We start from the raw sequence: 13,497 nt of genomic DNA, 5'->3' as shown, positions 1-13,497 counted from the left end.
AAAGAAAAAACAGCCAATAAAAGAGACATGACATAATTTGATTGCTGGCTGAGATTTGCAGGCACGACCGATAAATAAATTTTAATGAAGGCAGGGGAGATATTATGTTTACAAATGTTACAAAGCAGTTTATCAGGAAGGAATTTGACAAGATAGCTCCGTTTTTGAAGGAATACCGGGCTGATGTTTTAAGTCAACTGAGCAGCTTAGACGAGGAACAGCAGACTGCAATGATGTTTCTTTATGCATCCATGCCGGTCAGCGATATGGCTGATTACGATTTTGGGGTATATATGGATTTTGTTGAGCATGCCTTGTTTTTAAGAAAAAATGTTTCCTGGTGTAAAGACATTCCTGATGACATCTTCCTTAGTTATGTTTTATATCACCGTATAAACAACGAGGATATCCATAAATGCAGAAAGCTCTTTTACCAGTCCATCTATGAAAGGGTAGCCGGCAGGACGATGGAGGAAGCGGCGCTGGAAGTGAACTACTGGTGCGCTGAGAATGTTACATACCGGTCAACGGATATCAGGACAGCTTCTCCCCTCGCAGTATGGAGAGCAGGAAGCGGAAGGTGCGGTGAAGAGTCCACCTTCACGGTAACAGCCCTGCGCAGTGTAGGTTTGCCCGCAAGGCAGATATACGCTCCCAGATGGTCTCATTGCGATGACAACCATGCGTGGGTCGAGGTATGGTGCGATGGCAAATGGCATTACATGGGGGCCTGCGAGCCCGAACCGGTACTTGACAGGGGATGGTTTACGGAACCGGCAACGAGGGCTATGTTCATTCATAATAGGACCTTTTCGCCCATTATCACTGGTGAAAAAACGATGAGCACAAAAGGTAAAACCTATGTTATAAACCGCACAAAAGACTATGCTCTCACCCGGCCTTTTAAAGTCAGGATTGTGGATGAACAGGAGAAACCTGTGGCAGGAGCGGTTGTCAGGTTTGAAGTTTTAAACCAGTCTGAGTTTTATCCGGTGGTATCGGAAGCAACCGATGAAAAGGGAGAAGTGGAAATGGTGCTCGGCCTGGGCGACATGCATCTGCATGTGATAATGGACGGCCAGTTTGTAGAATGCCTGGTGGATACCGCACACAGCGACAGCATTACCATTATTTTTAATCCAGAGGAAGGAAATAAAGCCGGCGCCAGGGATTTCGCGGTGAGAGCCCCCAAAGCTGATAAAGGATATAATGTGCAGCTTACAAAGGAGCAGATGGAAGAGAAAAACCGCAGGACAGCTTATGCAGATAAGATAAGGGAGGAAAGGATTTCGGCATTCTACAGGGAGCAGGAAGCAGAGGCGATTGTTGAAAAATATCCCTTTAAAGAGGAGCTGAAGGATGCGCTGCGCAAGGCCAGAGGCAATTTTGATGAAGTTGTCAAGTATCTTAGCGCTCCTGTGAATGGCGATAATCCGCACCTGCGCACAAAATTACTGATTTCACTGTCGGAAAAGGACTTCTATGATTTGAAAAGCGAGGTTCTACTGGAGCATTATCAAAGGTCCCTGCAATTTGCCGGGGAGTATGATGATGAGCTGTTGGTAAAATACGTGATGTGCCCGCGGATTTACTTTGAAAAGCTGACTCCCTACAGAGGATTTATTGCCGGTTATTTTGGAGAAAAGACCTTGTCCGATTTTAGGAATAATCCTGAACTGGTCTGGGACTTTGTGTCCAAACAGATTGCCACAAAGGAAGATCAGGAATATGACGAATTGTATACATCCCCCGAAGGCTTGCTCCAGGTTAAGCAAGGAAGCGAAATGTCCAAAAAAATCCTGTTTACGGCTATATGCAGGACAGCAGGCGTGCCTGCAAGGCTAAATCCGGTGACGCTGTTTGCCGAATACCTCCAGGCGGGAAGGTTTGTTCCTGTCGGAGAAAATGCTGATATGGCGTCAAAACTGGTGGTTCGCTCCTCGGGGAAAACCCAGTGGAATTACATGCAGAACTGGACCTTGGCTATGCTGGAAAAGGGTTCATACCGCACTTTGGATTTTTCGGCAATACCATGGAAGGACGGCTGCCTGACCGTAGAGATCCCGGAAGGCTCATATCGCCTGATAGTGTCCAATAGGGCTCCCAATGGCAATTTGAGCGCAAGGGAGTACTTCTTCACTGCAGAGAGGAATAAAACTGCCGAGGTATGGATAGAGCTTCCTGATGCCGGCATAACAGAGCTGATAGAAAATATTGAAATCCCTGATTTCAGGCTTATTAACCGGGATGGTACCAGCCGCACTCTAAAAGAGCTGGCAGGAGATATGCCTGTGGTGGCAATGTGGCTGGAAGAGGGGAAAGAGCCTACGGAACATATTTTAAATGAACTGATGGAGTGCTATAATGAATTTAATGCTTCCGACAGCAGGATGATTTTTATATTAAGGGATGAAAGTGCCTTGTCCAATGCCACATTGCGAAAGGTGCTGAATACCGGTCTTAATGTGGATGTGTACTACGGAGATTTTGCCGCTGATGCTCCGGAGGTTGCAAAAAGCTTAAACAGCGAAAGCGATAAATTTCCGCTTGTATTTGTAACCACAGACGGCAGGCACTCCGCATATTCGTTCAGCGGGTACAATGTCGGCATGGCGGAATTGCTGCTGAAAATATTGAATGCAATCCGATGAAAGACGGTTAAAAACAGAGAGCCATTAAAAATTTCAGTAAGGCAGCAGGTGATGATGTTTTGGATAAACTGGATGAAATTGATATGAAATTAATTTCACTTTTGCAGTCGAATGCGAGGGCGCCTGTAAAACAACTGGCAAAGGAACTGTTTTTGTCTGCCCCGGCAGTATCTGCGCGCATTGAGCGCTTGGAAAAGATGAAAGTGATAACCGGCTATACCGCAACCGTTGATTATGGAAAGCTTGGATATCACATTACAGCGTTTATCAACCTTAAGCTGCCTCCGGGGGAGAAGGAAGTTTTTTATCCGTTTATCAGAAAATGCACCAATGTCATTGAATGCAGCTATATCACCGGAAACTATTCCATGCTCGTCAAGGCCGTATTCCCCAGTACGGCGGAACTGGATGCGTTTGTTGGCGAGCTTCAGCAATTCGGGCATACCCAGACACAGATCGTTTTTTCAACCCCCGTTCCGCCCCGGGGAGTCAATGCAATAAAGCGTGAGAGTCATGAATAAAGCTGCCGGCCGGCAAATCATCCGTTGGTTCGGTGGTGTGGAATTTTAGCATTGCTTGCTGTACTTCTTGGTATGTGGAATTACATGAGAAATAGGGATGCCTTTTGCATTATCGGCCGCTTTTCGTGTGAGCATGAGGGATTGGCCGTAGATTCAGGCGGCAATGCAAAAGGCTGTCGAATATGATAAAATTGCGGAAGAATTCCGGAAAAACAGGAGTAATCATTGATTTAAGAGCTTTCCATAAGATTATCTATGGGAGGCTTTTTATTCGAGAAAAGCTTTTGCTTTAACTTTATTTCTGGAAATCAAGCGGTGGCTCCGGTGAAAAAACCAGCCTAGATGCAAACGAGATGCTAATCCATATGTTCAACCGGATTTGCCACCGGAACCGCTTTTGTCATGGAACCAGGGTTTAGTAAAAACATGCCTGGGATGTATTGTCAATTCAGGTACAATAAAGTAAAATAATCGTATGCAAGTTTATCCCTCTTTAGAAGCCAGCTTTATTTCAAAGGAGATGAGCCAATGACTATACAGGATAAAAAATATGGGCTTGCTGATTTTATCTTGATTCCCTTTAAAACTTCACCCATGTTAACCATTATTCGAATAACCGAAAAAATAATATCGGCACTGCTGCCATCACTGCAGGTATTGGCAACGGCGAGCTTTGTGGACACTGCAGTTGATATATTCAAGAAAGGCGGGGCTGCAGACAGGATATATTCACCTTTGCTTTTTTTGATGGCCATCATCGCTTACCAGAATATAAGCTGGACTCTTATGGATCTAGGCAACAAAAAGCTAATTATTAAGCTTAATGAACAGTTCAGGACCGCTGTGGTGGAAAAGCGAGCAAAGCTTGAATATCGTCATATAGAGAACAACGATACCTGGGAGCTGATAAACAGAGCTTGTGCTGATCCGGCAGGCAGAATATACGGTGGCTTTGATGTATTTTTGTGGATGGCGGCCTTAATAGTCAGAGTCATTTCCGTTCTCATGATCCTGGTAACACAGGTGTGGTGGGCAGCTATCATAATAATTGCCTTTTCCGTCCCCCTATTCTATATTTCTTTAAAGAGCGGCAAGGTTGAATATGAAGCCCACAAGGAAGCAGCAAAGCACCAGAGACGGGCCGGATACCTCCAAAGCATCATCACAAATAGGGAGAATGTTGAAGAACGCAGCATGTTTTCATATACACATGATATAGATAAAAAATGGTATGAAAAATATGAGATTGCCCGGAAAATTAATTTGAGAACCAAGGCAAGAAACTATGTTAAAATGAAGGGTGCCAGCATAATAACTTTACTGATTTCAGTGCTCATATGCGGTGTTTTGATATCTCCCTTAAGAACAGGAGCCATAACGGCAGGAATGTTTATGGGACTGGTTACTGCCACTTTTGATCTGGTGCAGATGATGTCCTGGGAGCTTTCTTTTCTCACAAGGGAAATGGCCAATAACAGGGAGTATCTTAAAGACCTGACGGAATTCAGCAAGCTTTCGGAAGCAAAAGATGCTCTTACCCTTCCTGATGATAAAATACAAAGGACTGAATTTCGCTCTATTGAATTCAGAAATGTGTCCTTTAAATATCCCGGTACGGATAAATATATTCTTAAAAACCTGTCGATGAAGCTGGAAGCTAAAATGCATTATGCCTTTGTAGGGGTAAACGGTGCGGGAAAAACCACCCTGACCAAGCTGCTCACCGGGTTGTATGATAACTATGAAGGGGAAATACTCATCAACGGCAAAAGCATCCGGGATTACAGCACTGCAGAGCTAAAGGGCATGTTCAGCGTGGTGTACCAGGATTTTGCCAAGTACTATATCAGCTTAAAAGACAATGTCGCTCTGGGTAACATTCTGAAAATGGATTATGACAAGGTAAGGGAGGCTTTGAAAACGGTTGAGCTGACCGAAGCTGTAGAAAAGCTCCCTAACGGGATTGACACATACCTGGGGAAAATAAAGGAGAAGGGTGTTGACATGTCCGGAGGTGAATGGCAGCGGCTTGCCATCGCGAGGACTCTGGTCAGCAGTGCCCCGGTATATATTCTGGATGAACCGACAGCATCCCTGGATCCGGTAGCCGAAAGCAATGTTTATGAAATGTTTGGCAGGGTAAGCGCCGGAAGGTCTACGATATTCATCACCCACCGTCTGGGAGCGGTAAAGCTTGCCGATGAAATATTGGTCATTGATGAAGGCCGGGTTGTCGAAAAAGGAAGCCACAGCACGCTTATGAAAAAAGGCGGCCTGTATGCCCGGATGTTCGAAAGCCAGAGAAGCTGGTATAAATTAGAGGAGGAGGCATCGGCATAGATGAAAAGTGTGGAAAAAAGTAAAAAGCCCAATGTCATAAAGGTCGTTATAAAGCTTTTGCCCATGGCATTTACTGCCGCACCGCTCCTTTTTGTCATATCGCAATTGCTCGGTATAATTCACAGTGTTTCATGGGGTGCCATCCCTTTATTTACCCAGAGGTTTTTTGACAGTGCCATGCTTTTGGTTAGCAAGGAAAACAGCCTGTCATCGGTTATACTTGCTCTCATAGCCCTTGGAGGCGTTCATCTGGCAAGCCAGATATTAAATGGCGTAACAAATTTTATGTTCGAGATTTATGAGGAAAAAGCAAGCAGCAAGATGTCCCAAAGAATACACGACAAGATGAGCAGGATTTCACCGGTATGCTTCGAGGACACGAACATGCTGGACGATATAAACAAGGCCGAACAGGGCAAAAGCAATGCTGTATGGTTTGTTTCTCTTTTCCTGACGATATTTACCTTTTACGTGCCGTATTTTGCCTTTATGGCTTCTTATCTGTTCAGCTTGAAGCCGATACTGGCTATATCAATTGTAATCGTGTTCATACCTACAGCTTTAACCCAACTAATCAGAAGCAAGGTATTTGCCAAACTGGAGGATAAATCCGCACCGATAAGGCGCGAATATGAATATTATGAGAGCTGCATCGTAGGCCGGGAGTATTTTAAGGAAACCAGGCTTTTGGGTGGTTTTAGCTATTTTAAAAAGCTTTACCGTGACAGCTTGGTTCTCATGAACAGGTTGAAGTTCAGGGCGGATGTGAAGACAAACCTCTGTGAGCTTGGTATGAAGTTGGTGACGGTGGCAGGCTATTTCGGAGTCCTCTGGCTTTTATTTGATGCCATGATGAAAAAAGAGATAACGGTGGGAGCCTTTACTGCAGTCTTTTCCTCTATAGGAATGCTTTTTGGCATCATGGAGGAGATAGTGTGCCGCCACATCGGCAATATGGCCCAGAATATGGGCACGACTCAGAATTTTATTAATTTTCTCAGCATTGATGAGAGAAAAGGCATGGATGTAGAAATCCCGGAAGACACCGATATACATTTGAAAAATGTTTCTTTCTCCTATCCGGGTGCGGAAGAACAGGCAATAAAGGATGTAAGTTTCACCATAAGGAAAGGTGAGACCATTGCCATTGTAGGTGAAAACGGATCGGGCAAGTCAACGCTGATAAGGCTGATTACAGGACTTTACCTGCCGGACAGTGGTGATGTGCTGTATGGCGATATCAATACCAGGGACATATCCATGAAATCGCTTTTTGGCAAAATGTCCGCAGTTTTTCAAAAATTCCAGAAATATCAGCTCACCTTAAGGGAAAATATAACCATCAGCCAGATCAACCGGGAGGCAGCGCCGGAAGCCGAGCTGGATGCGGTTGCCGGTATGTCAGGATTCAGCAAGGATGACGCCGACTTTACCAGCGGATATGATACAATGCTGTCCCGGGAATTTGACGGGGTTGACTTATCCGGCGGGCAATGGCAGAGGATAGCCATCGCCAGAGGGCTTTTCAGAACCCATAATTTGGTGGTGCTGGACGAACCTACTGCAGCCATCGATCCTCTGGAAGAAACTCAGGTTTACAACCGGTTTGCCAACATTTCACGGGATAAGACCGCAATTATAGTGACCCATCGCCTTGGCTCGGTGAAGCTGGCAGACCGTATAGTTGTCTTGGAAAAAGGAAGGCTTGCCGAAATAGGAACCCATGAGGAGCTCATGAAAAACAACGGGGAATATGCCAGACTATATGCAGCCCAGGAGCAGTGGTACAGGTGAGGAGGCACGCTCCTGCCTGTACCGCTTAAGTAAATACCATCAATTCCTATTGGTTCCGGATTGACTTATAGCTCCATGCCTTTCACGGCGGTCTACGGGCTGTCGAAGACCATCATTTGGACAATTTCTATGAGTTCCTTAAGTTTTTCCTCGCTTACTGCAAACTGTCGTACATCACCACCAACGATTTTTTCGATATCGGCCCGGGTGTAGGTATATTTAAAGGGAGTGGAGGAAAGCGATTTATTGCTCCAGTGGCCCAGGTGGGTTATCTCGTCGACATTGTCTATCAAGGCAAAAAGCAGGACCGAATTCCTCAAGAACTGCTCCTCGCCGACTTCAATCGTGTCATCCGTCAGCTCGTAGTGATATATAACCCCATAAGGCGGTTCTGAAGTGAGAAGCTCCAGGATTCCGCGGGTAACGCCTTCCGGCAGGGGCATTCCGTTTAAAAGAGAGCCAACCTTGACATGATTGCCCACATACTGGGTTTTGTTTTCCATGAGGAATTTTACATCATAGGAAGTCCTTCTGATTATATCGGCGATAAGGTCTTCCAGCCGGCTGAGAGTCTCTTTCCTATTGACAAGGTTGAATCTCAGGCTGGGCTTTACATTGTTGTCAACCCACACAGGGTCGATATGGACGACACAATTGTATTCTTCATTTGCGTCATCGGTGTCGTAGTATAAAAATATGGAATAACGGCTATCGTGCTCTTGGCTCCGGGATCTGCTTATTTCCTTTTTGGAAATACGCATTTTTTCTATAATTGCTGTCACCTGGCCTATTTTATTTGCATCGGTCAAAATATACTCATCACCGGTGGCATTGTCTACAATTCGCGCCTTGGCTGTCGACCTCAGGATTTTTTCGCCCAAAAAGCTCTCTGGATGTTCTAAAATATTTATGCCTCTGACAGGGTTGGAAACCAGCATAACGGTCAGGATGGCAACTATGGCGATGGAAGCGATGATTAGCCAGAAGGCCGGCTTTTTGTAATCAAGCAGGTTTTTTATTCTTGCTTTTACGTTGCTCTCCCCGAAAGCCAGGGGACCTGGGGCAGGCATTTTCTTTTGGGATGCCAGGGCGAGCAGGGACCTGCTGTAGCTGGTAACTTTAAGGCCGGATGTTTTTTGGATGACCCTTTCATCGCAGGACATCTCCATGTCCCGGGTCATCAAGGAAAAACACAGCCACATAATGGGGTTAAACCAATGCAGGGCAAGGACTAGGAAAGCCACAAGCTTTGCAATATAATCAAGCCTTTGGATATGGGTCTTTTCATGGAGAAGGATATATTCCCTTTCCTCTCCCGTAAGGCTTAACGGCAGATAGATTTTTGGCTTCACAAACCCGCATACAAAAGGGCTCCGTATTAGGTCGCTCTCATAGATATTTTCCGAAACCAGGGTAGCCGTGCTGATTCTCCTTTTAAGCCGCAGGTAAGCAATAGCTGCATATACCAGCATGACAGCCATACCTGTGAGCCAGATCAGCGCACCGAGAAAAATCAGGATATCCATGGGATTTAATTTTGCAAGAGGTGCGGCCGCAGGCGGTATCGAGCTGCTAAAGGCAGCATTTATTCTTTTAAAGGCAATATCCACTAAGGGCAGCTTTATCATACCCGTATCCTCGGGTATGTAACGAGCTGGCGCTGATCCGGCCTGTGACGACGGCATGAAGCCAAGCAGGCTTAACCTGGATGAAAAGCTGAAGGGGCAGACAAGCCGGAAAAGCACCGCACTCCAAAGGGCATAGGAAAACACTTTCGGAGATTTCTTAAGCGGCAGGCGGGCGATTATAACAGCTACAGCCACAAGACTTGCCGTAACGCTCATGTTAAGCACGGAGAGAAACACACTTTTTAAAAGCTCCACAATCAGCCCTCCTTATGGCTATCTATCAGCCTTTTGATTTCTTCGGCTTCATCATCGGACAGGGTTCTGTCATTCAAAAAAGCAGCTATGAATTTGGGCAGTGAACCATCAAAAGCCTTTTCTATGATGGCTTCACTTTCATATTTTTGAACCTGCTCCCGCTTGACGACCGAAGTTACGACAGAGTTTTCATTCTTAAGTATTCCACGGTCTATAAGCTTTCTGAGCACGGTGTATGTAGTTGTTCTTTTCCATCCCAGCTTTTCCCGGCATAATTCGGTGAGCCTTCGGGTAGTAAGAGGTTCTGACTCCCACACAATGCACATGAATTTGAATTCTGCGTCAAACAGCTTATACTGCTTCATGTTCAATACCTCCTTAAAATGTGTCTATTGCGATAGACAATTTTAGTCTATCACGATAGACAACTTTTTGTCAATAAAAAAAGGCAGCCGCACAGCTGTCTTTATAAACACTATATAAAACCTATATAAAATCGGCTTGATTTCAGCTAATTGAAATGGATGATTGTCGTTCCGAAAGGGTTCAAAGCCCATAACAATCAATACATCCACTATTGGCTGAATTCATTCCTATACCATATAAAGTAGTAAAGGCTTCCATCCATCGGACGGAAGCCCTACTATATGAAAGGGCTCGCAGTGGCCTGCACTACAGAACACAATTAGGTGATGCTTTGCCAAGTAAGATATCCTCAGGTCATACGGACTGTGAAGTTCTGCCGTCCGGACGGCCAGCCTGTCACGATCGGTACTCATCCCTTCGGACCCAACAACTAACCAAGATCAACACTATCTGCCCTTCAGTTCTTCCTGCAGCGAAGAAACTGTAGTCAACCACACAGGAGTTAGAACCTGTCAACGATCGAATTGATCAGACCACTGCAAACCCTGCATAATATATTATCACCGGTATGTTAGTTTTCATGTAAGTTAAATTATATCAACTAATGAAATATGATGAAATCGGATGCTTAAGACAAACTGCTTTCATGACGGCCTAATGCAGGTTGCATAATGCGGATTGAAAAGTTGTAGATTATGTAAATCTGTCAGTGCATTATTGGCTTTGAAGCTTTCATAAACGGTAATCAGCATTTAAATAGACTCAAATCAAACCGGTTTCATAGATACAGTTTCACCCTATATATCAAACTTGCTTTCCCATGGAAATATGCCTGAATTTGCTGGGTGAGACGCCTGTTTTGGTCTTGAAATAGTTGGAAAAATAGTGTTCATCGGCAAATTTCAGTTTGAGCGCTATTTCATTAATCTGCATATTTGTATTGAGCAGCAAAAGCTTGGCTGTCTCAATTTTTTTGGATAACAGATATTCGTATGGAGTTACCCCGAATTCCTTCTTAAATATCCGGATTGTCTGGGAGGTGGATTTTTGGATCAACCGGCTTAATTCATTGAGGCTTATGTGATCCATCGTGCGCTTATCCAAATATTCTTTAAGTTTAAAAGCCGTAGGATCATACACAGGACCTAAAGCATGGATTTTATCATGTATTTTTGATGCGATTTCATGAAATATCAGTGCGGCTTTGTTAAAAATTTCCCGGGGGCTTTCGCTTGACGCCTGGGCTACCGAAAGAAACCTGTAAAAGGATTCTTTTAAATCAAAATTCTGGACATGGTGAATCTTATTCAGCTTGTAAGCTTGAATAAGGTGATCGGCCAGGGGTCCCCTGATATTGAACCATATTTTTGTCCAGGGATTTTTTTTGTCGGAAAAGTATATATGATTGCTTCCTTTATGGAGTATATATATGTCCCCTTCAACAGGAGAGAAAATTTCTCCATTTATGTTAACCGTACCTTGGCCTTTCAGTATATATTCAAAACAATATATGGGAGAATTCTTTCTTTCGATCCTATATGTCCCATCACAGTAAGAAATTCCAGCCATTTCTATATAAAACGGATATTCCTCTATGGTATCGCAGTTAAAACTGATTATATCCTCCCTCATGACAATATTCCTCACTTAATGATCAAAATACTTATTTTATTATATCAATTGTAGTAATATAATACAAACAGTGATAAAAAATACTGAAAAGGAGTTAATATTATGAACCATGCACTGAGACCGCCAGCAGTTCCTCTGGCAACGATTGATCCTTATTTTAGCGTATGGTCTTTTGCAGACCAGTTGCATGATGATTTTACGCGGCATTGGACAGGAAAAAGAAATGCCATGACAGGAGTTATTGTCATTGATGGAGTGCCTTTGATATTTGCGGGCAAGGTGGAGCCCAATTCCGAGAATTATTTCCCGGAACCGGCCAGAATGAAGCAAATCAGTGTCGATGTATCCCCCCTTTCCAGCAAATATGTATTTAGCAGTCATGGGGTAGAGCTCACCGTTGTATTTACCAGCCCTCTTTTGCTGGATAATCTGGACGTACTGTCAAGGCCAGTATCATATGTTTCTTTTTACGTCCGGTCTGTTGACGGCAAATCCCATGATGTAAAAATTTATTTTGATATAAGCGGTGAATGGTGCGTAAATACTTCCGAACAGAAAGTTGTTTGGGGAAAACGGGTTATAGATAACAGCGTTTTAGCAATGCATATGGGAACGGAAAGCCAGAAAGTGCTTGAGCGTTTCGGAGATGACGTCCGAATCGATTGGGGCTATATGCATCTGGTAATACCAAATATGAGCGGAACTCAAACTTTTATAGGTACGGAGAGGGACCGCAAGAATTTTATTTCCTCCGGAAAAGTAAGGGAGGATGACTCCAGCGACTGCCCGGCAGTGGTCAGGGATGTTCAGCCAATCATGGCTTCCGTGACCAATCTTGGGACTGTAGGGGAAAATGCTTCCTCATTTTTCATCGCCCTTGCTTATGATGATATTAAGTCCATTGAATATTTCGGAGAGCATCTGGACGCTTACTGGCGCAGAAACGGAGTATCCTTTGATGAGATGCTCATGACCGCAATAAAAGAATATGATGATATCATGCAAAAGTGCAATGCATTTGAAAAGAAGCTTGTCCAGGATGCGATGAACTCAGGAGGCAAGGAATATGCGGATTTGATTTCTCTGGCCTACAGACAGGCGATAGCCGCCCACAAGCTCGTATGTGATACCAACGGAGATATTCTGTTTATTTCCAAGGAATGCTTCAGCAACGGCTGTGCTGCGACTGTTGATGTAAGCTATCCATCCATACCGCTATTCCTTCTGTATAACACTGAATTGGTAAAAGGAATGATGAGACCGATTTTTAAATACGCAGCATCGGATGCATGGAAGTTCGATTTTGCTCCCCATGACGCCGGTTGCTATCCTAAAGTAAACGGACAAGTTTATGGCGAAAACAAGCTGGAATACCAGATGCCGGTTGAAGAGTGCGGAAATATGCTCGTTATGTGTGCTACCGTAAGCATTGCTGACAGGGATTGCAGCTTTGCAAAGCAGCACTGGGATTTGATAGAAAAATGGGGAAATTATCTTATGGAGCATGGTCTTGATCCGGAAAACCAGTTGTGCACGGATGATTTTGCTGGGCATCTCGCTCATAACTGCAACTTGTCGGTAAAAGCCATCATGGGCATAGCCGGTTATTCAATCATGTGCGATATGCTGGGTAAAAAGGACGAGGCTGCTAAGCTTCTGGAGACTGCGAAAAAAATGGCTGTGGAGTGGGAGCTGAAGGCAAAAGACGGCGACCATTATAAACTGGCCTTTAATCAGGAAGGAACATGGAGCCTCAAATACAATCTCGTATGGGATAAGATTTTCGGCACCGGCATTTTTGCCGATGAGATTTTCAAGAAAGAGCTGGCTTATTATTTGACGAAGAAGAATAAATATGGCATCCCGCTGGATTCAAGGGCTGATTACACAAAGACGGACTGGCTTGTTTGGGTTGCTTCCATGGCTGACTCCCGTCAGGATTTTGATGAAATCATCCATACTCTGTGGGATTTTGCCAATGAATCATTGAACCGTGTGCCCTTTACAGACTGGTACGATACTATAAAGGGATCCCAGGTGGGTTTCCAACATCGTTCGGTGCTGGGTGGAATTTTCATCAAAATATTGAAAGACAGCAATAAATTAAGGGTGGATAATATATAAAAATCGGCCCGGCTTAGGAGATATTTTCTTTACTTCAAAGCTGCTGCATTGCCAAAGTGTTGATTCTGAGGCATCCATGCAAATATAATCTTGAGCCAAAAAGGGCTTTTGACAGAAAATAAATATAAGCTGACTACATTTCATGCTGCCCGGAGGCAATGCTCTCCGGGCAGTTTTATCTATCGC

General features: G+C 44.3%; 8 protein-coding genes. 5 read left to right on the top strand and 3 right to left on the bottom strand.

The genetic code is table 11. The features are described 5' to 3' along the window. Nucleotides 1-104: 104 nt before the first annotated feature. The 4 genes from CDO33_RS19425 to CDO33_RS19410 all read left to right on the top strand — a co-directional run bounded on the left by CDO33_RS19425 (nucleotide 105) and on the right by CDO33_RS19410 (nucleotide 7,306). Complete coding sequence (locus CDO33_RS19425) at nucleotides 105-2,651, top strand: transglutaminase family protein (protein WP_103080431.1); 2,547 nt, start codon at nucleotides 105-107, stop codon at nucleotides 2,649-2,651. Between the two features lie 68 nt (nucleotides 2,652-2,719). After that, nucleotides 2,720-3,172 (top strand): Lrp/AsnC family transcriptional regulator, encoded by a 453-nt coding sequence (locus tag CDO33_RS19420; RefSeq protein ID WP_103080512.1) that lies wholly within the window; start codon nucleotides 2,720-2,722, stop codon nucleotides 3,170-3,172. A gap of 528 nt (nucleotides 3,173-3,700) precedes the next feature. Further along, nucleotides 3,701-5,512: an ABC transporter ATP-binding protein gene (locus CDO33_RS19415; RefSeq protein WP_103080432.1), complete on the top strand. Its 1,812-nt coding sequence runs from the start codon at nucleotides 3,701-3,703 to the stop codon at nucleotides 5,510-5,512. Next, on the top strand, nucleotides 5,513-7,306 hold the full coding sequence (locus tag CDO33_RS19410) for an ABC transporter ATP-binding protein (protein WP_103080433.1): 1,794 nt from the start codon (nucleotides 5,513-5,515) through the stop codon (nucleotides 7,304-7,306). A gap of 92 nt (nucleotides 7,307-7,398) precedes the next feature. Here CDO33_RS19410 and CDO33_RS19405 read toward each other — a convergent pair whose 3' ends face one another. From CDO33_RS19405 to CDO33_RS19395, 3 genes are all read right to left on the bottom strand, one after another. After that, the gene (locus CDO33_RS19405) at nucleotides 7,399-9,189 is read right to left on the bottom strand and encodes a M56 family metallopeptidase (protein WP_103080434.1); all 1,791 of its coding nucleotides are present in this window, start codon (nucleotides 9,187-9,189) and stop codon (nucleotides 7,399-7,401) included. Nucleotides 9,190-9,191: 2 nt separating this feature from the next. Beyond that, nucleotides 9,192-9,554 carry a BlaI/MecI/CopY family transcriptional regulator gene (locus tag CDO33_RS19400; RefSeq protein WP_103080435.1) on the bottom strand — a complete coding sequence of 121 codons (363 nt, stop codon included), beginning with the start codon at nucleotides 9,552-9,554 and terminating at the stop codon, nucleotides 9,192-9,194. Between the two features lie 805 nt (nucleotides 9,555-10,359). After that, the gene (locus tag CDO33_RS19395; protein ID WP_103080436.1) at nucleotides 10,360-11,187 is read right to left on the bottom strand and encodes an AraC family transcriptional regulator; all 828 of its coding nucleotides are present in this window, start codon (nucleotides 11,185-11,187) and stop codon (nucleotides 10,360-10,362) included. A gap of 102 nt (nucleotides 11,188-11,289) precedes the next feature. Between CDO33_RS19395 and CDO33_RS19390 the strand changes: the two genes are divergently transcribed. Further along, nucleotides 11,290-13,311 carry a glutaminase family protein gene (locus CDO33_RS19390; protein WP_103080437.1) on the top strand — a complete coding sequence of 674 codons (2,022 nt, stop codon included), beginning with the start codon at nucleotides 11,290-11,292 and terminating at the stop codon, nucleotides 13,309-13,311. The last annotated feature ends 186 nt before the right edge of the window (nucleotides 13,312-13,497 follow it).

The organism is Clostridium thermosuccinogenes (assembly GCF_002896855.1).
GTDB lineage: Bacteria > Bacillota > Clostridia > Acetivibrionales > DSM-5807 > Pseudoclostridium > Pseudoclostridium thermosuccinogenes.
This window is presented reverse-complemented; position numbering and strand designations above follow the sequence as displayed.